Annotated in this window: 15 protein-coding genes; 7 read left to right on the top strand and 8 right to left on the bottom strand. The window is 72.6% G+C overall.

The window, feature by feature from the left end; genetic code table 11:
* Positions 1 to 505: 505 nt before the first annotated feature.
* Entirely contained in the window at positions 506 to 2,014 is a 1,509-nt protein-coding gene (locus HWD93_RS09370) for a sensor histidine kinase (protein WP_092386542.1), read from the bottom strand.
* A 117-nt stretch (positions 2,015 to 2,131) separates the two neighbouring features.
* Here HWD93_RS09370 and HWD93_RS09365 point away from each other — a divergent pair, with 117 nt between their 5' ends.
* Positions 2,132 to 2,545 (top strand): Rv3235 family protein, encoded by a 414-nt coding sequence (locus HWD93_RS09365; RefSeq protein ID WP_261646660.1) that lies wholly within the window; start codon positions 2,132 to 2,134, stop codon positions 2,543 to 2,545.
* A 78-nt stretch (positions 2,546 to 2,623) separates the two neighbouring features.
* On the opposite strand, the gene secA is transcribed toward HWD93_RS09365, so the two are convergent.
* The 6 genes from secA to mtrA form a co-directional block, all read right to left on the bottom strand.
* On the bottom strand, positions 2,624 to 5,404 hold the full coding sequence (gene secA / locus HWD93_RS09360; RefSeq protein WP_261646659.1) for a preprotein translocase subunit SecA: 2,781 nt from the start codon (positions 5,402 to 5,404) through the stop codon (positions 2,624 to 2,626).
* 158 nt (positions 5,405 to 5,562) lie between these two features.
* Positions 5,563 to 6,270 carry a ribosome hibernation-promoting factor, HPF/YfiA family gene (gene hpf, locus HWD93_RS09355; protein WP_092386538.1) on the bottom strand — a complete coding sequence of 236 codons (708 nt, stop codon included), beginning with the start codon at positions 6,268 to 6,270 and terminating at the stop codon, positions 5,563 to 5,565.
* Between the two features lie 184 nt (positions 6,271 to 6,454).
* Positions 6,455 to 7,201, bottom strand: a complete 747-nt coding sequence (locus HWD93_RS09350; RefSeq protein WP_261646658.1) for a ComF family protein — start codon at positions 7,199 to 7,201, stop codon at positions 6,455 to 6,457.
* Positions 7,202 to 7,296: 95 nt separating this feature from the next.
* Entirely contained in the window at positions 7,297 to 8,979 is a 1,683-nt protein-coding gene (locus tag HWD93_RS09345; protein ID WP_261646657.1) for an LpqB family beta-propeller domain-containing protein, read from the bottom strand.
* Positions 8,979 to 10,661, bottom strand: coding sequence for an MtrAB system histidine kinase MtrB (gene mtrB / locus HWD93_RS09340; RefSeq protein ID WP_229086247.1), 1,683 nt, complete (start codon positions 10,659 to 10,661; stop codon positions 8,979 to 8,981). Before mtrB ends, HWD93_RS09345 begins: the two co-directional genes overlap by 1 nt.
* 5 nt (positions 10,662 to 10,666) lie before the next feature.
* Positions 10,667 to 11,341: an MtrAB system response regulator MtrA gene (gene mtrA / locus HWD93_RS09335; RefSeq protein WP_070418502.1), complete on the bottom strand. Its 675-nt coding sequence runs from the start codon at positions 11,339 to 11,341 to the stop codon at positions 10,667 to 10,669.
* A gap of 148 nt (positions 11,342 to 11,489) precedes the next feature.
* Between mtrA and HWD93_RS09330 the strand changes: the two genes are divergently transcribed.
* Genes HWD93_RS09330 through HWD93_RS09310 form a run of 5 tightly spaced genes read left to right on the top strand, consistent with a single transcriptional unit; the run spans position 11,490 to position 17,155 of the window.
* On the top strand, positions 11,490 to 12,929 hold the full coding sequence (locus HWD93_RS09330) for a glycerophosphoryl diester phosphodiesterase membrane domain-containing protein (RefSeq protein ID WP_261646656.1): 1,440 nt from the start codon (positions 11,490 to 11,492) through the stop codon (positions 12,927 to 12,929).
* Positions 12,926 to 13,564, top strand: coding sequence for a DUF4129 domain-containing protein (locus HWD93_RS09325; protein ID WP_261646655.1), 639 nt, complete (start codon positions 12,926 to 12,928; stop codon positions 13,562 to 13,564). The genes HWD93_RS09330 and HWD93_RS09325 overlap by 4 nt, the downstream gene beginning before the upstream one ends.
* Complete coding sequence (locus HWD93_RS09320) at positions 13,561 to 14,811, top strand: DUF4350 domain-containing protein (protein WP_261646654.1); 1,251 nt, start codon at positions 13,561 to 13,563, stop codon at positions 14,809 to 14,811. The genes HWD93_RS09325 and HWD93_RS09320 overlap by 4 nt, the downstream gene beginning before the upstream one ends.
* Positions 14,808 to 15,803 (top strand): AAA family ATPase, encoded by a 996-nt coding sequence (locus HWD93_RS09315; protein WP_374115155.1) that lies wholly within the window; start codon positions 14,808 to 14,810, stop codon positions 15,801 to 15,803. The genes HWD93_RS09320 and HWD93_RS09315 overlap by 4 nt, the downstream gene beginning before the upstream one ends.
* On the top strand, positions 15,803 to 17,155 hold the full coding sequence (locus HWD93_RS09310; RefSeq protein WP_261646653.1) for a DUF58 domain-containing protein: 1,353 nt from the start codon (positions 15,803 to 15,805) through the stop codon (positions 17,153 to 17,155). Before HWD93_RS09315 ends, HWD93_RS09310 begins: the two co-directional genes overlap by 1 nt.
* 7 nt (positions 17,156 to 17,162) lie before the next feature.
* Here the strand turns inward: HWD93_RS09310 and HWD93_RS09305 are convergent, their stop codons facing one another.
* Complete coding sequence (locus HWD93_RS09305) at positions 17,163 to 18,158, bottom strand: stage II sporulation protein M (RefSeq protein ID WP_261646652.1); 996 nt, start codon at positions 18,156 to 18,158, stop codon at positions 17,163 to 17,165.
* Positions 18,159 to 18,238: 80 nt separating this feature from the next.
* Between HWD93_RS09305 and HWD93_RS09300 the strand changes: the two genes are divergently transcribed.
* Positions 18,239 to 19,108: an RDD family protein gene (locus tag HWD93_RS09300; RefSeq protein WP_261646651.1), complete on the top strand. Its 870-nt coding sequence runs from the start codon at positions 18,239 to 18,241 to the stop codon at positions 19,106 to 19,108.
* Positions 19,109 to 19,110: the final 2 nt, after the last annotated feature.

Here is a 19,110-nt window from a genome sequence, read left to right as displayed (position 1 = left end):
GGTTCGGACGCACTTCCGTAGCGCGGCCGCGCGACGAACCACGGAACCGACGTCGAACCAGGGCCGGACGGTGGTTCGACGTCGGGAACGTGGTTCGACGCGGCCCTGGCGGGCGCACGCCGCGCCTCCAGGCAGTTGCGTGTGCCTGCGCACAACGGAAAGCACACGACGCCGCGGCATCGCGCGGTTCGGACGCACTTTCGTTGTGCGGCTGCATGCTACGGCTGCCGCCGCGGCATGCGCGCCGGCGCGCGCCGCGCGACGAACCACGAGACCGACGTCGAACCAGGGCCGGACGGCGGTTCGACGTCGCGAACGTGGTTCGACGCAGGACTGGCGGGCGCACGCCGCGCCTCCAGGCGGTTGCGTGTCCCTGCACACAACAGAAAGCACGCGACGCCGCGCCATCGCCCGGTTCGGACGTGCTTTCGTTGTGCGGCCGCGCGGCGAACCCGGACGGCGGTTCGACCCCACCGCGGCGGGCGCGCGGCGGGCGCGGAGCGCGCTACGCGGCGCCCGGCGTCGCCGTCAGCCAGCGGAACGGGATCGTGATGGTGACCTCGGTGCCGCTGCCGGTCAGGGTGTGCCAGTCGATGGTGCCGCCGAGCTCGCCCTGGATCAGCGTCCGGACGATCTGCGTCCCGAGGCCCGACCCGACCTTGCCCTCGGGCAGGCCCCGCCCGTTGTCGCGGACCTGGATGTCGAGGTGGTCGTCGAAGCGCTCCGCCACGATCTCGACCTCGCCGTCGCGGCCGTCCAGCCCGTGCTCAACGGCGTTCGTGACGAGCTCGGTGAGCCCGAGCGCGAGCGGGGTCGCGGCCTCGGAGGGCAACACCCCGAACTCCCCGGTCTTCTTCGGGCGGACGGTCGTGTTGTGCGACGCCGCGACCTCGGTCACGAGCTTCAGCACGGAGTCGAAGACCTCGTCGAAGTCGACGTTCTGGCTGAGGCCGGTCGACAGGGTGTCGTGCACCACGGCGATCGCGGCCACGCGGCGCATCGCGTTCTGCAGCGACGTCCGGGCCTCGTCCGAGTGGGTGCGGCGCGCCTGGATGCGCAGGAGCGACGCCACGGTCTGCAGGTTGTTCTTCACGCGGTGATGGATCTCGCGGATCGTCGCGTCCTTGGTGATGAGCTCGCGCTCCTGGTGCCGCAGTTCGGTCACGTCGCGGCAGAGGACGATCGCACCGATCCGCTCGCCGTGGTCGCGGAGCGGGATCGACCGCAGCGAGACCGTGACGCCCTTCGACTCGACGTCGGCACGCCACGGGGCACGGCCGGTGACGACCAGGGGCAGCGACTCGTCGACGTCGAGCTGCGCACCGATGAGCTCGGTCGTGACCTCGGCGAGGGACTTCCGCTCGAGCTCGCCCTCGAAGCCCATCCGGTTGAAGGCGCTGAGGCCGTTCGGGCTGGCGAACGTGACGATCCCGTTCGTGTCGAGGCGGAGCAGGCCGTCGCTGGCGCGCGGTGCACCGCGTCGGGGCCCGGCCGGCGCACCGATGTCGGGGAAGTCACCCGTGGCGATCATGCCGAACAGGTCGTTCGCGCTCGCGGTGAAGTTGAGCTCCTGGCGGCTCGGGGTGCGCATCTCGTCCTGGTTCGAGTGCCGCGTCACGACCGCGATCGGGCGCTCGGTCGTCTCGGCGCTGTTCGCGCTCAGCCGCCGGAGCACCGGGATCGCCCGGACGCGCGTCGGGGTGTCCTCGTACCAGTCCGGCTCGGCGGAGTCGACGACCCTCGCGCCGACGAAGCTCTCGGTGACCTGTTCGCGCCACTCCTCGCGGATCTCCTGCCCGACGATGTCGCGGTAGAAGAGCGTCGCCGCGGAACTCGGGCGAGCGTGCGCCACCGCCACGAACGAGCCGTCCTCGGCGGTCGGGACCCAGAGGACCATGTCCGCGAAGGACAGGTCGGCGAGCAGCTGCCAGTCCCCGACGAGCAGGTGGAGCCACTCCACGTCGGCTTCGGAGGAACGGCCTTGTGCGAGGACGAGGTCACTGAGGGTCGACACCCGCCCAGTCTAGGTGCGCACCACTGTGGACAACTCCGCTCTCTCCACAGGCTCGGAGGCAGTCATATTTCTCATGTTGTACTCGCTCTACGCTCGGCCCCGACGAAAGGGGCAGGGGTGGCCGAGGAAGCACGCCGGATCGATGACGCAGAGCCGATGGGGGACGTCCCGCGACTCAGCGCGGTACCGCCACCGACCGACGTCGAGGACACCGCTCGCGCGCTCGGCCTCTGCGTCGCCGAGATCCTGACGGGGTCACGCGAGGTCGACAGCATCGCCCGGTGGATCACGGACGAGGTGCACCGGCACCTGCAGCAGCGGGCGGCGGTGGCGGCGCGGGCCCGGCAGCTCGGCAGCCGGTCGCGCGGACGGGCGCTGCTCCGGGTCGGAAGCGTGATCGTGTGCCGCCCGGCCGACGGGGTCGCCGAGGCGACGATCGTCGTGCACACGCGCAGTCACGCCCGTGCGGTCGCGATGCGCCTGGAAGAACGGCAGGGTCGCTGGCGCGCGACGGCCGTCGGGGTCTTGTGACGCCCGTGACGTGACCGGAAGACGGACAGGAGGAGCGGTGCCAGCCGGCACCGCGCCTCCTGTCTGGACGTGGTCGCGTCAGCCCTTCTTGGCGGCCTGACGACGCTCGGCACGGTTGCCCGCGGCAGCCTGGCCGGACGCGGTCGCGGCGTTGCCGAACGCGGAGCCCTGCTCCGGCCCGGCGGCCGCCTCGGCCTCGGCCTGCGCCTTCTGCGCTCGCGCGGTCGCGGCCTGCTCGAGGCGACCGCGCTCGTCGCGGACCTCGACCTCGCCATCGATCGACGGAGCGGAGTACTCGAGACCGGAGACCTCGTCCTCACCGAGGCCCTTGGCCTCGATCACGGCGTTCTCGCCGTCGGACTGGACCTGCACCTCGAGGTTGAAGAGGTAGCCGACCGACTCTTCGCGGATCTGGCCCATCATGCTCTGGAAGAGCGCGTAGCCCTCGCGCTGGTACTCGACCAGCGGGTCGCGCTGTGCCATCGCACGGAGGCCGATGCCGTCCTTGAGGTAGTCCATCTCGTAGAGGTGGTCGCGCCAGCGGCGGTCGATCACCGAGAGGACGACGCGGCGCTCGAGCTCACGCATGGCCTCGTCGCCGAGGAGTTCCTCGCGCTGCTGGTAGGCGAGCTTGGCGTCGGAGAGGATCTCGCGGCCGAGGAACTCGCGCGAGGCCTTGCCCTTCGAGCCGGCCTCGGTGATGACCTCGTCGATGGAGATCGAGATCGGGTACAGGGTCCCGAGCTCGGTCCACATGGCGTCGAGGTCCCAGTCGTCCGCGTTGCCCTCGGCGGTGTGGGAGTCGATCACGTCGTCGACGACGCTCTTGAGGAACGACTGCGCACGGTCGTGGATGTCGTCACCCTCGAGGATGTGGCGGCGGTCGCTGTAGATCGCTTCACGCTGGCGGTTGAGGACGTCGTCGTACTTCAGGACGTTCTTGCGGATCTCGGCGTTGCGGCCCTCGACCTGCGCCTGGGCCGACCGGATCGCACGGCCGACGAGCTTGTTCTCGATCGCGAGGTCGTCCGGGACGTTCGAGCGGCCCATCAGGCTCTCGGCGGCACCGGAGTTGAACAGGCGCATGAGGTCGTCGGTGAGCGACAGGTAGAACCGGCTCTCGCCGGGGTCGCCCTGACGGCCGGATCGACCGCGCAGCTGGTTGTCGATGCGACGGGACTCGTGGCGCTCGGTGCCGAGGACGTAGAGGCCGCCGACCTCGCGCACCTTGTCGGCCTCGTCCTTGATCTCGGCCTTGACGCGGTCGAACACGTCGTCCCACGCGGCCTCGTACTCTTCCGGCGTCTCCGTCGGGGACAGCCCCTTGGCGTGCATCTCCTGCACGGCGAGGAACTCCGAGTTGCCGCCGAGCATGATGTCGGTACCGCGACCGGCCATGTTCGTCGCGACCGTCACGGCGCCGAGTCGACCGGCCTGGGCGACGATCGCGGCCTCACGCGCGTGGTTCTTCGCGTTGAGGACCTCGTGCTTGACGCCCTTCTTCGCGAGGAGCTTCGACAGGTACTCGGACTTCTCGACGCTCGTGGTGCCGACGAGGACCGGCTGGCCCTTCTCGTGGCGCTCGGCGATGTCCTCGGCGACCTGCTCGAACTTCGCCTTCTCGTTCTTGTAGACGAGGTCGGTCTGGTCGATGCGCTGCATCGGCTTGTTCGTCGGGATGGGGACCACGCCGAGCTTGTACGTCGACATGAACTCGGCGGCCTCGGTCTCGGCCGTACCCGTCATGCCGGACAGCTTCTGGTAGAGGCGGAAGTAGTTCTGCAGCGTGACCGTGGCGAGGGTCTGGTTCTCGGCCTTGACCTCGACCTTCTCCTTCGCCTCGATCGCCTGGTGGATGCCCTCGTTGTAGCGGCGGCCCATCAGGATGCGGCCGGTGTGCTCGTCCACGATGAGCACCTCGCCGTTCATCACGACGTAGTCCTTGTCCTTCTTGAAGAGGGCGACGGCCTTGATCGAGTTGTTCAGGAACGAGATGAGCGGGGTGTTCGCCGACTCGTACAGGTTGTCGATGCCGAGGTAGTCCTCGACCTTCTCGATGCCGGGCTCGAGCACGCCGACGGTGCGCTTCTTCTCGTCGACCTCGTAGTCCTCGCCCGGGGTGAGGCGGGTCGCGATCGACGCGAACTCGGTGAACCAGCGGTTGGCCTCGCCCGAGGACGGACCGGAGATGATGAGCGGCGTGCGGGCCTCGTCGATGAGGATCGAGTCGACCTCGTCCACGATCGCGAAGAAGTGGCCGCGCTGCACCATGTCGGATGCCTGCCACGCCATGTTGTCGCGGAGGTAGTCGAAGCCGAACTCGTTGTTCGTGCCGTAGGTGATGTCGGCGGCGTACTGCTCGCGACGCTCGGCCGGGGACTGGTTCGCGATGATGCAGCCGGTCGTCATGCCGAGCGCACGGAACACGCGGCCCATGAGCTCGGACTGGTACGACGCGAGGAAGTCGTTGACGGTGATGACGTGCACGCCGCGCGACGGGATGGCGTTGAGGTACGCGGCCGTCGTGGCGACGAGGGTCTTGCCTTCACCGGTCTTCATCTCGGCGATGTTGCCGAGGTGCAGCGCGGCACCGCCCATGAGCTGCACGTCGAAGTGCCGCATGCCGAGGGTGCGCTTCGCTGCTTCCCGCACGGCGGCGAACGCCTCGGGCAGCAGGTCGTCGAGGGTCTCGCCGTTCGCGTAGCGCTCGCGGAGCTCCTTGGTCTCGTCCTGGAGTTCCTCGTCGGTGAGGCTCGCGAAGTCGTCCTCGAGGTCGTTGATGGCCGAGGCGTACGCCTTCAGCCGTCGGAGGGTGCGTCCTTCGCCGATGCGGAGGACCTTCTCCAGCACGTTTGCCACGTGAGCTCCTTACGAGATCGTCACGCGCGACCTGCGCGATGCGAACAGCCAGTCATGCTAGCAACCCGTCGACTCCGGCCGCTGTGAACAGCGCGGGTGTGCGCGGCCCGCGAACGGTCCGCGCACACCCGGGTTCGGTCTGCCGTACTGAGCGATCGTCAGGCGATCGCGACCGCCGGCTCGGACTCCGACGCCGCTGCCGGAGCGTGCTCGGCGGACGGGTCGTCGATGCCGATCACGCCGTAGTCCCAGCCCTTGCGGCGGTAGACCACGCTCGGCCGGTGCGTCTCCGCGTCGACGAACAGGTAGAAGTCGTGCCCGACGAGCTCCATGAAGTACAGGGCGTCGTCGACCGTCATGGGACCGGCTTCGAAGACCTTGTGCCGGATCACGACGGGGCTGTAGACCTCGTTCTCGTCGTCCTCGGCGTTCGCGTCGACCACCGGGACGGCACCCGTCGCGACGTCCTCGATGAGCTTGCCGTCGGCCGGGACGACACCCATGCGCTCGAACGCGGTGCCGGACGCCTCGGACACGGAGGTCGGACGGTGGCGGCCGCGGTGCACCTTGCGGCGGTCGCGTGCTCGGCGGAGTCGTTCCATGATCCGGGCGAAGGCCAGATCGAAGGCGGCGTACTTGTCCGACGCGGCGGACTCCGCCCGCACGAGGGGGCCGGGGCCGATCAATGTCAGCTCGACGCGGTCCTCGCCCTGGGAACCGCCCGATTTCTCGTTGTGGCGGCTGATGCGCACCTCGAAGGCGAGGGCGCGGTCGGCGAGCACGTCGATCTTCTCGGACTTCTGTTCGACGTAGGTGCGGAATCGGTCGGTGACCCCGATGTTCCGGCCCGTGATCGTCACGTCCATGTGGCGGCTCCCATCCAGACTCAGCGCGTCGCCTCCATCCGGCGATCCTGAACGCCTTGCCGCGAGGCTAGACCCGGTGGCGCTCCGGCGTCACGTGATGTCGGTGAGTCGCCAGGACACCCACCGGACACACAGTGGCCACCGAGCGTTCACCGATGCGCGAAGGGCTCCGGGCGGGCGCTCCTCAGTCGTCGACGCTCGCGACGGCGACGCACCGCACGACCCGACCACCGGCGGCACGCACGGCGCGCACGGCCTCTGCCATCGTGACGCCGGTGGTGACGACGTCGTCCACCACGACGACGGCTCGACCGGTGACGCCCGTGACCGAGAGGGTGCCGACCGTCGCGGCCACCCGTTCCACCGCGCTGCGTTCCTTCTGCCCGCCGTGCAGTGCGCCGGCACCGACGCCGACACCTGCACCGCCACCGGCACCGACGCCGACACCTGCACCGGCACCGACGCCGGCGCGGCGCCGCACCAGCCCTCCTGCCCGCACCCGCGACATCGCCCGCGACCGCTGCACTCCCCCGCGCGCCGCCAGCAGGACGACCGGGTCGAACCCCCGCCGCCGAGCACCCTGCCGCGACGGCGGTACCCGCAGCAGCACGGCCCCGGGTCCGGCGTCGGCGAGCGCCGCCCGCACGAGCCCACCGAACCGGGCGCCGAGGGGCCGAGCGAGGTCCACCCGCCCGCGCAGCTTGAGCTCGAGGAGCATCGTCCGTACGAGTCCCGTGTACTCGAACGCCGCGTCCAGCCGGACCCCGGCGACGAGACGCACCCGGCAGGGCATCGCGTCGAGCGCGTGTCGGCACGCGGCGCAGAGTGCCCGGTCGGGCCGGCCGCACCCGACGCAGTCCACCGGCAGGAAGAGCCCGAGCACCGCGACGGCCGCGTCGAGCCACGGCCGCAGCCTGTCCCGTGTCGTCATGCCGACGATCCTGACCGCCACCCACCACCGGGCGGGGGCCGATCCGTGGGGCTGGGGACGCGCCTCCTGGACCGCCGCCCTGTGGAGGAGCGACCTCAGCGCTGCACGCCGAGCACGTCCGCACTGATCCCGGTCGTGACCCAGCCACCGCCGGTCGACTGCAGGACCGACCCGTCGGACATCCGCAGGAGCATCGAGCCGCCGCTCCCGCCGACGATCTCGGTCGCACGCCCGTCGGGCTTCGGCAGGGTGCTCGACTGCCCACCGATCGTGGAGCGGACGACGTCCGGGCCGGAGGACGTCTGCCCGACCGAGGCGACGTCGGAGTCGCTGATCCAGGCTGCCCCGACGGCGTTGCCCGTGGCGGCCTGCACGCGCACCGGGGAGCCGAGCGCGGTCGGTGTGCGGTCGGCGCCGCGGACGATGGCCATCACGTACAGGCTCGGTCCGTCGTTCGTCTGGATGAGCGCGAGGGCCCTGGTCGAGTCGCGCGAGACCTGGAACGACACGAGGTCGCCGGCCGGGAGGGTCGTGTTCACCGCGTGCGGATCGCCGCCGAGGCCGTAGGCCGTGACCCGGCGGGTGTTCTTCTCGGACGCGACCCAGACGAAGCCGAGGTCGTCGATCGACGGCGGGACCAGGCCGTCGGTCGCGTCGATGCGCAGGTGCGATCGTCCGCGCACGACCGTCACGCCGTCGCCGTTCCCGACCACCGCAGCGGTCCCGGACGCGGACAGCGCGAACGAGGACGGCCCGAGGTCGCCGATCTCCGCGCCCATGCCGTTGCCGAGCGGTGCGATCTTCCCGCCGCCGAGGGCCGAGTAGCCCACGGTGCCGTCCTGGTCGACGAGCGGGCGGGCATCGACGTCGGGGTTCTGCTGCGCGTCGGACCCGCTGCCGTCGGGGACGGCGAAGGTCGTGCCCTCGGCCGTGATGTCGACGGAGGACACCGTGGCGACCGAGGCGAGCGACTTGCTCAGCTGCTCGCGCATCCGGATCCGGTCCTGACTGCTGGCGCGCAGGGCGTCGCTGGACAGGTCGACGAGGGCGGTCCCGCTCTGGATCGTGACGGCGTTCAGGGAGAGCTGCGTGCCCTCGGGGAAGGCGGTGACCACGGCCCCCTTGAGCCAGCTCGCGGGTCCGGCGAGCAGCGCGCTCGCGATGCGGGTGCTCGTCGACGACCGGGCGAGGAACCAGCGCTCGTCGGGCACGAGGAACTTGTACGTCGGGTCGTAGAAGTAGAGCGCGTGCTGCTGGAACACCGACTCGAAGTTCACCGGCGACAGGATGATGCCGTCGGGGGCGTAGGCGATGCGCCACTCGCCGTCCTCGCGGGTGAACTGGAACGTCAGCGTGGACGAGGTCGGTCGGACCGCCTGCGTGTACTCGCCGTCGGCGTCCACCGAGGCGCTCGCGGTGAGGGTGTAGGTCAGCTCGCGTTCACCGACCCGCTCGATCGCCGGGTTGCCGGGCTGGATCGTCACCGAGCGCCGGGGGTTCCACTTCGTCGAGAAGTTCGAGGCGAGGAACTCCCGGGCCACGGCGTAGTCGTCCGCCGCACCGGTGCCGGCCGCGATGAAGCCGCGGAGGATCGTCGTCTGGTCGGCGCCGGGCACGGGCTTGCCGGGCCGGTAGTCGACGCCGGACACCGACTGGTCCTTGATCACGCCGCCGGAACGCACCGCGCCGTCGGTGGGGATCGCGGCGCAGGCGGACACGGCGACGATCGTCAACGCGGCGAGCGCCGTGGCGACCAGGGTGCGGAAGCGGGTGCGCATCAGTCGTCCTCCCTGACGGCGCGGGGGCCGTCGTACGACTCGTCGAGGTCTGGCAGCGGGATCGCCGAGGTCGTCACGGTGACGCGGTCGTTGCGCGGCAGCGTGAGCACGAAGGTGGAGCCCTCGCCGGGGCGGGACCACACGTCGATGCGGCCGCCGTGGAGGTTCGCGTCGCCGAGCGAGATCGCGAGTCCGAGGCCGGTCCCGCCGATCGTCCGCTTGCGGCTCGGGTCGGCGCGCCAGAACCGGTCGAACACGCGGGCGGCGTCCTCCGGCGGCATGCCGACGCCCTGGTCGCGCACGGCGATCGCGACCGAGCGGGCATCGCTGTCGACGACGACCTGCACGGGCTTCGCGTCGCCGTGCTCGATCGCGTTGCCGACGAGGTTGCGGAGCACGCGGCGGATGCGCTTCGCGTCGAGCTGCATGGTGGTGTGCCCGCCGGGTGTGGCGAGCTGCAGGTCGATGCCGGCCCGTTCGGCGAGCGGCCGGAACTCGTCGACGATGTCGGTCGCCAGGGCCGCGGGGATGACGGGCTCGGGATCGAGGTGCACCGCCTGCGCGTCGAACCGTGAGATCTCGAGGAGGTCGGCGAGCAGGAGCTCGAACCGCTCCACCTGGGCGTGCAGGAGCTCGGCGGACCGACCGACCGACGGCTCGAAGGCGTGACGGGAGTCGAACAGCATGTCGCCGGCGAGCCGGATGGTCGTCAGCGGGGTCCGGAGCTCGTGGGAGACGTCGGAGACGAACCGCTGCTGCACGCGGGAGAGCTCGGCGAGCTGGGTGATCTGTCGGCTCACCGCGTCGGCCATGCCGTTGAAGCTGCGGGCGAGGGTGGCGATGTCGTCGTTGCCCCGCACCGGGATGCGTTCGTCGAGCCGGCCCGCGGCGATCTTCCGACTCGTCTCGGCCGCGCCCCGGATCGGCACGACCACGAGCCGGACGACGAGCGAGGTCACGAGGGCGATGAGCACCATGAGCGCGACACCGCCGATCGAGAGCGTCTGCGAGACGAAGTCGAGGGTCTGCTGGGCGTCCGACAGGTCGTAGACGAGGTACAGCTCGTACTGACCGGCACTCGGGATCTGCAGGGTCGACCCGACGGCGAGGCCGGGCTGGTGGCGGCCGTCGTCGTCGAGGCGCACGGGCTGCAGGCTGAGCGTGCCGGTGTTCTTGCCGACCTGCTTCCGGAGGGCGTCGGTGATCACGGCGTCCGGGAAGCCCTGGCTCGCGACGTTCTGCACCGTCTGCGGCCCGGGCTGGTCGGGACTCCGCTCGATGGCGATGCTCGTGCCGCCGGGGCTCGTGGTGTTCGACAGGATCGCCTGCTGCGCCTCGCTCTGCAGGGTCTCGAGCTCGCTCTGGTTGTTGTCCTCGCCCGCGGTGGCCGCGTCGAAGATGCCCTGCGCGACGATCGTCGCGCGTGCCGACTCGGCCTCGATCTGGTCGCGGCGCTGCGAGTAGACGTTGTTCGAGATGCTGATCATGACGGCCGTGCCGATGATCGCGACCGCGAGGCCGGTGGTCATCACCGTGATCGCGACCGACCGGAACATCAGGGACCGACGCCACAGGTACGCCGCGGCCCGCCAGCCGCGCCGGACCCACCGTCGAAGGCGACGGCCGGCACGGGCGAGCCTGCCCTGCACGGCGACGCCGCCGGTCGACGCTGCGGACGGCACGGTGCTCAGGCTCCTCCGGCCCGGTACCCGACGCCGCGCACCGTGGTGACGATCTTCGGGTTGTCGGGGTCGTGCTCGATCTTCGCGCGGAGGCGCTGCACGTGGACGTTCACCAGGCGGGTGTCCGCCTTGTAGTGGTAGCCCCAGACCTGTTCGAGCAGCATCTCGCGGGTGAACACCTGGTTCGGCTTCTCGGACAGCGCCCGCAGCAGGTCGAACTCGAGCGGGGTCAGCGCGATGACGGCGTCGCCGCGACGGACCTCGTGCCCGGCGACGTCGACGGTGAGGTCGCCGACGTGCAGCACCGTCGCGTCGGCGGCCGTCGGACGGAGCCGGGTGCGGATGCGGGCGACGAGCTCCTTCGGGTTGAAGGGCTTCACGACGTAGTCGTCGGCGCCGTTCTCGAGCCCGGCGACGACGTCGGACGTGTCGCCCTTGGCGGTGAGCATGATGATCGGCGTGCCGCTCTCGGCGCGGATGCGCTTGCAGACCTCGATGCCGTCGATGCCCGGGAGCATCACGTCGAGCAGCACCAGGTCGGGCTTCGTCCCGTGGAACGCGTCGATGGCGTCGTTGCCGTCGGCGCTGAACTCGGGTTCGTAGCCCTCGGAGCGGAGGACGATGCCGATCATCTCGGCGAGGGCCTGGTCGTCGTCGACGACGAGGATGCGCGGTGTCATGTGATGGGGACTCCGTGTGACGTGCAGCGGTACCCGGTCGGCACCTGACCACTCACGATAGCCGAGGCCCCGTGCGACGGCGTTTTCCGACAGGATGGGTGTCGACCGCGCCTTCCGCGTGCTCGGTCGGGACCACGAGGGGGCGGCGATGTCCGATTGGCAGGTACCGGGGGCGCCCGGCGGTCCGCAGGACGGTCGGGGCAACGGCCCAGGAGGCGCGGCGCGGCCCCCGGGGCAGCAGCCGTCCGCCCCGTGGCCGGGCCGGTCCGGTGGGCCGTCCGCCGGTGGACCGTACGGCGGCGGGCCGTCCGCCGGTCGGCCGCCGGGGCCGCCGCCGGCCGGGTCGCGGCCGGTCATCCCGCTGCGACCGCTCGGGCTCGGTGACGTCCTGAGCGGCGCCTTCACCGTGTTCCGCCGCAACGCGCGGGTGCTGCTGCTCTGGAGCGTGCTCCTCAGCGGGGTCCTCGGGCTGCTCTCCACCATCGCGAGTGCGTTCGGCCAGCGTGCGATCCAGTCCCGCATGCTCTCGGCGGTCGACGGTGACGTGAACGGCGAGACGTCGATCCTCGCCGGATCGGTGACGCTCTGGCTGGTGCTGTCGATCGGGCTCCCGTTCCTGGCCTACCTCGGGCGCGGCTTCCTCGTCGCCCCGGTCGCCGCGGACACCGGACAACGCATCCTCGGACGGCGCGCCACCTTCCGCGGGCTCTGGGCGCTCCTCGCCGGACGACGCTGGTCGGTGGTCGCCTGGATCCTCCTGCAGCTCGCAGCCGGTGCCGTCATCGGGATCGTCTTCGTGCTCGTGCTGGTCGGCGCCGCCGCCGGGCTCTCCGGCAACGGGTCAGGCATCGGCGGCTTCCTGCTCACCTTCTTCGTGCTCGGCCTCGGCTTCACCGTCGTGCTCGTCTGGCTCGGGACGAAGTTCGCGTTCACCGTCCCGACCATCGCGCTCGAGGGACGCCCCGTCTTCCAGGCCGCGGCGCAGTCGTGGCGGCTCACTCGCGGAGCCTTCTGGCGCACCTTCGGCATCATCCTGCTCGTGCAGGTGATGTTCGCCTTCGCGGTGTCGATCGCCTCGGTCCCGCTCACGATCGGTGCGACGCTCGTCGGCGGCACGTTCGACCCCCTCGGGCAGACCGATGCGGGGTCGGGAGCCGGGGTCGGCGGGCTCGTGGCGATCGTCGTGGGGAGCCTGCTCGGGATCGCGGTGCAGTGCATCACCGACGTGCTGTCCGCGTCCGTCGTGACCTTCCTGGCGATCGACCGCCGCATCCGGACCGAGGCGCTCGACCAGCGGATCGCGTCGCACCTCGAGACCGGGCAGCCGGGTGACCCGTTCGCGCCGTCGCCGCGGGTGGACCGGCCGGCGTGGCCGGGGCAGGGGCAGGGGTGGCCGGGTGCCGGTCCGGGGCCCCAGCAGCCGTGGCCGGGACAGCCCTGGCCCGGTGGCGGTCCGGGTCCGCAGCAGCCGTGGCCTGGCCAGCCGTGGCCGGGGCAGCCGGGCGCAGGCGGCCAGCAGCCGGGCGGCCCGACGCCGCCGCAGTGGGGCGGCGAGCCCGGACGGTACCCGCCGGACGGCCGCGCATGACGATCGACCCCGACGACGCACGACGGCTCCTCGAACGCGAGCTCGAGCGGTCGGAGTACGACGGTGCCCACGTGACGTGGTGGGACCGTGCCTCGCGCGCGGCCCTCGACTGGCTCGGCTCGCTCCGCGCCGACGGCCTCGGCTCCCCCGCGGTCGCGCACACCCTGCTCTGGACGGCCGTCGTCGTGCTCGTCGCGGTGGTCGTCCTCTTGGTCGTCGCCCGCGGACTCCCCCGGCGTCGCGCTCGGCTCGCGGACGGGCAGGTCGGCGGGGTGTTCGACGACGACGACCTGCGTCCCGCCAGTGCGATCGCCGAGGACGCCCGAGCAGCCCTGCGCGCGGGTGACTGGTCCCGCGCCGTGCTCGACGGGTACCGTGCCCTCGCCCGTGGGCTCGGGGAGCGTGACCTCGTCCCCGACGTCCCCGGTGCCACCGCGCGTGCCATCGCCGGCCGGGCGGCCGTGGTCTTCCCGGCCGAGGCCGCGCGGCTCGAACGCGCCGCGGCCACCTTCGACGAGGTGCGGTACCTCGGCGCCGAGGCGACCGAGCGGACCGCCCGCGACGTCCTGGACACCGAGCACGCGGTCCGGACGGCACGCCCCGCGCGGACGACGACCCCGGCGGTCCCCGCGTGACCGCGACCGCCACCCCGTCCGCACCGTCGGGAGCAGCCTCGACCTCGACCTCGCCCTCGCCGCGCCGTGCGGGCCGTGGGCTCCGAGCCGGCTTCTGGGTCGCCATCGTCCTGGTCGGCACCGTGCTCGCCGTGCTCACGGCCGTCGTCGGGCGGACCGGTCCCGGGCAGGCGCCGCTCGACCCGACCTCCGCGACGGCGAGCGGCGCGAAGGCACTCGTGCGGGTGCTCGAGCAGCAGGGCACCGACGTCCGGATCGTCGACCGCGCCGACCGGATCGGGGACGGCACCGTGTTCGTCGACGACGAGCAGGGCGTCCTCGACCGAGGCGTCGCGCGGCGGATCGCTCGGCAGGCGGACCACGTCGTCCTCGTGTCGACGGCCCCCGCGACGCTCGAGGCGTTCGGGCTCGACGTCGAGCCGGTCACGCAGGTCGGCGGGGACGACACCGTGTCCACCGCCTCGTGCGCGATCCCGGCCGCTGCCGGTGCCGAGCGGGTCACCCTCGGCGGCACCGGGTACGCCGCGCCGGACGACGGCCGGACCCCCATCGGCACCGACCTCTGCGCACCGTCCGGCTCGGGCGGCGACCGGGCCTACGGCCTCGTCCGGACGGCGACCCCGGCTGGTGACGTCACGCTCGTCGGGACCACGGCGGCGTTCCGGAACGACACGATCACCACCGCCGGCAACGCCGCCCTCGCCCTCGGCCTGCTCGGCGACGACGCGACGCTCACCTGGTACACGCCGACCCCCGGCACGTCGGACGCGGCACCGACCCTCGGGTCGCTCGCACCGCCGTGGGTGCCGAGCGCACTCGTGCTGCTCGGACTCGTCGCGGTCGCCGCCGCGGTCTGGCGCGGCCGCCGGCTGGGCCCGCTCGTGGTCGAGCGGATGCCGGTCGTCGTCCGTGCCGCCGAGACCACCGAGGGCCGTGCCCGGCTCGCCGCACGCACCGGCGACCGCACCCACGCGCTCGACACGCTCCGGATCGCGGCCCTCCGCCGCACGGCACGCCGGCTCGGGCTCCCCCGGTCGGCCCACGTCGACGAGGTCGTCCGGGCCGCGGCACGCGCCACCGGGATCCCCGACCGGCGCATCGGGTCGGTCCTCGTGGGCGGCCCGGCCACCGACGACCGGGCCCTCACCGCCGGGGCAGCGGCGCTCGACGACCTCGAGCGTGCCGTCCTCGCCGCGACCACCGGCGCCCAGCAGACCGACCGAGACCACCGAGGAGCACGACCGTGACCGATCCGTCCACCACCCAGACCCCGCAGGCGACCCCCGCTGGTGATCCGTTGCGCGACGTGTTCGGACGGCTGCGCGCCGAGGTCGGCAAGGCCGTCGTCGGGCAGGAGGGCGCCGTCTCCGGGATGATCGTCGGCATCCTCACGCAGGGGCACGTCCTGCTCGAGGGCGTCCCCGGCGTGGCGAAGACCCTGCTGGTCCGGAGCCTGGCCGCCGCGATGTCGCTCGACACGAAGCGGATCCAGTTCACGCCGGACCTGATGCCCGGCGACGTCACCGGCTCGCTCGTGTACGACGCCTCGACGGGCACCTTCCCGTTCCGCGAGGGACCGGTGTTCACGAACGTGCTCCTCGCCGACGAGGTGAACCGGACACCGCCGAAGACCCAGTCCGCACTCCTCGAGGCCATGGAGGAACGCCAGGTCAGCGTCGACGGCGACGCCCGGGTGCTGCCCGACCCCTTCTTCGTCGCGGCGACGATGAACCCGATCGAGTTCGAGGGCACGTACACGCTCCCGGAGGCCCAGCTCGACCGCTTCCTCATGAAGCTCACGCTCGACGTCCCGCCGCGGGACGTCGAGTGGCAGGTGCTCCGTCGGCACGCGGACGGCTTCGTGCCGCGGGACGTCCGGTCGGCCGGGATCGCACCGGTCCTCGGGGTCGACGAGGTCCTCGCCGCACAGCGCGCGGTCCGCGGGGTCGGGGCGCGGGACGACGTCCTCGCGTACATCGTCGACCTCGCCCGCGCCACCCGGCAGGCGCCGTCCGTCCGGGTCGGGGTCAGCCCCCGCGGTGCGACCGCCCTGCTCGCCGCCGCGAAGGCCTGGGCCTGGCTCACCGGCTACGACGCGATCACGCCGGACCACGTCCAGGCCATGCTCCTGCCGGTGTGGCGGCACCGGCTGCGGGTGGCCGCCGACGCCGAGCTCGAGGGCGTCGGTGCCGACGGGATGCTGCAGCAGGTGCTCGAGCAGGTCCGGGTGCCGATCTAGTGGCGATCTCCGGCCGGTTCGTCGCGCTCCTCGCCGTCGCGATCGTGCCCACCGTGCTGCTCGGCACGGGATGGGCTGGTGCGGCCTGGGCGGGCGTGGTCGTGCTGGCGGCCCTGCTCGACGTGCTGCTCGCCGCCGACCTCACCGCCGTGCGCGTCGAGCGGCGGATGCCCCGGCTCGCCCGCCGGGACACCACCGCCGACGGCACCCTCGTGCTCGCCAACGACGGCCGCCGGACGCTCCGCGGTGTGGTGCGCGACATGTGGGAGCCGTCCGCCGGGCAGGCCCCGCGCCGCATCGACCTGCAGGTGCCCGCCGGGGAGCGACGGACCGCGCGCATGCGGTTCGCCCCGTTCCGTCGCGGCCGCCGGGCCTCCGCGGGCGTCGCCGTGCGTGCGTTCGGGCCGCTCGGGCTCGCCGCACGCCAACGCGTCCTCGTGGCGCCCGCCGAGCTGGTCGTCACGCCGCCGTTCCGGTCGCGTCGGCACCTGCCATCGCGGCTCGCGCGGTTGCGGGAGCTCGACGGCGAGACCACCCTCCAACTGCGGGGCCACGGCACCGAGTTCGACTCGCTGCGGGACTACGTGCGCGGCGACGACGTCCGGTCGATCGACTGGCGTGCGACCGCCCGCCGCCAGGACCTCGTGGTGCGCACCTGGCGTCCGGAGCGGGACCGTCGGGTGATCGTCGTCGTCGACGCCGGGCGTGCCGGTGCCGGACGGGTCGACGACGAACCGCGGCTCGACACGTTCATCGAGTCCGCGCTGCTCCTCGGCGCACTCGCGGCGGCCGCGGGCGACCGGATGGACCTCGCCGTGCTGGACGACGCCGTCCGGGGTCGCGTGCACGGTGCCACGCGCACCGACGTCGTGCAGCGGTTCGGGGAGACGCTCGCGCTCGCGGAACCCGGGATCGCGGCCACCGACTGGTCGGCGGTGCCCGGGCTCGTCGACTCGATCACCACCTCCAGGGCCCTCGTGGTGCTCGTGTCGAGCCTCGACTCGGTCGGCGCGTCGGGTGACCTCCTCGCCGTGCTCCCCCGCCTGACGCGGCGGCACGCGGTCGTCGTCACCAGCGTGACGGACCCGGCCGTCGAGCGGATGGCGAGCGGGGCGGTGGACCCGGCGGTCTCGGGACCGGGGCGGCGGGGCGGACGTGCGCCGTCCCTCCAGGGCCGTGCCGAGCGCGACGTGTACCGACGCGCTGCCGCCGAACGCACGCTCCTCGATGCCGACGGCGTGGCGGACGTGGCGCGCCGCGCCGGGGCCGAGGTGGTCCGGGCCGCACCCGAGCAGGTGCCGCCCCTCGTCGCGGACGCGTACATCCGCGCGAAGGCGACCGGACGGCTCTAGGCGTCGGTCAGTCGGCGACGAGGGCGGACGTGCCGCGCTCGAACTCCTCGAGGTCGCCGCGCTGCCCCGCGCGGTACGCGCGACCGCCGAGGACCCACTGGTACCAGAGCACGGCCGCGAGGGCGACGGTGCCGATCCCGATCTTGACGGGCCACGGCCAGTCCTGCCGGGTCACCGTGCCCTCGACGAGACCGGACAGCAGGAGCGTCAGGGCGAGGCCGACCGCGATCGTGATGAGGGCTCGGCCGTCCTCGGCGAGGGCCTGCCCGCGGGTGCGTGCCCCGGGGGCGACCCACGACCAGAAGATCATCAGGCCGGCGGCCGCCGCGAGGAAGATCGAGTACAGCTCGAGCTGCCCGTGCGGGGCGATGTAGAGGAAGAAGTCGCCGAGGCGGCCCTGGTCGTGCAGGATGGCCGCCGAGACGCCGAGGCTGATCGCGTTCTGGCCGATCGAGAACGGCACGAAGAGTCCGGTGATCCCGAAGGCGACCATGGTGGCGGCGATGTACGCGTTGTTCGTCCACACCCGTGCCGTGAAGGCACCGAGGCCGTGGTCGGAGTAGTACGCCTGGAAGTCCCGGGTCGCGTACTGCCGGAGGGCCTCGGGGGTGCCGAACGTGTCGACGGCGCCCGGGGTGGTCGTGATCCAGACCGCCGTGATCGCGGCGATCGCCGCCGTGGCGGCCGCCACCCAGATCGCGACCCAGCGGATCCGGTACAGGGCGGCGGGGAGCTGCAGGACGAAGAAGGACGTCAGCGCCGCGAGCGGGTCGACGGGGGTGCCGGTGAACCGGAGTCGGGCGCGGAACAGTGTCAGCGAGAGCCGGTCGCCGACGGCGGTGCGCGGGGCGGCGCCGCGGATGCGCGCGAGGTCGGTCGCTGCCGCCTGGTAGCCGGAGACGAGGCGGTCGACGTCGGCACCGGAGGCGTGGCGGGTGCGGGCGAGCCGGTCGAGTTCCTGCCACCGGTCGCGGTGCACCTCGGTGTAGGCGTCCAGGTCCACAGCGTCTCCCCCGCTCGTTCCGGTGTTCGCGCGTCCGTGCCGTCCGGGCGGCGGGCGTGCGTCTCCGACAGAATGATCCCATGCCGAAGACCCGCGTGCCGCGTGACCTCGCCGACGGTCGGTTCGTCGTCGCGCTCGACGACACCCACGACGAGCTCGTCGTCGGTGAGGCCGTCGCACTCGACGTGCAGCCCGCCGGCATCGCGTTGCGGCTCGCGGCGGCGCTCCTCGACGGTGTCTGCCTGCTCGCGCTGTACGTGATGCTCATGATCGGCCTGTCGCGGGTCTGGCCGAGCGACCTCGACGAGGCCTGGGCAGCGGCGCTCAGCATCGGCGTGCTCGTCGTCGTGCTCGTGCTCGTACCGGCGGCGCTCGAGACCGTCACCCGGGGCAAGAGCGTCGGCCGGTACGCGACCGGCACCCGGGTCGTCCGGCTCGACGGCGGGGCGATCGGGTTCCGGCACGCGTTCACCCGTGCCCTCGTCGGGCTGTTCGAGCTGTGGATGACGTTCGGTTCCGTGGCGCTGCTCGTGGCGCTGTTCGGATCCCGTCCGCGGCGGATCGGGGACCTGCTCGCCGGGACGTTCGTGCAGCACGAGCGGGCGGCGAAGCAGCGGTCCCCCGAGGTCCTCATGCCCGCGGAGCTCGTCGCCTGGGCCGGAGTCGCGGACGTGTCGGCGCTGCCGCAGCGGCTCGAGAACCGGCTCGGGGCGTTCTTCCGCGGTGCTGCCGACCTCCGCCCCGAGCTCCGGGAGGCGGCGGCACGGTCCCTCGCGGCAGCGGTCGCCGAGTACGCGCACCCGGTGCCGGCGGTCCACCCCGAGGTGTTCCTCGCCGGGGTGGTCGTGCTGCGGCGGGAGCGGGACCTGCGCGCGTTGCGGGGTCGGGCGGCGGTGCTCGACCGGGCGTCGGCGGCGGCGACGGCGCGGCCGCCGGGGTTCCCGCGCTGACG

This window comes from Curtobacterium sp. C2H10 (assembly GCF_025407985.1).
GTDB lineage: Bacteria > Actinomycetota > Actinomycetes > Actinomycetales > Microbacteriaceae > Curtobacterium.
This window is presented reverse-complemented; position numbering and strand designations above follow the sequence as displayed.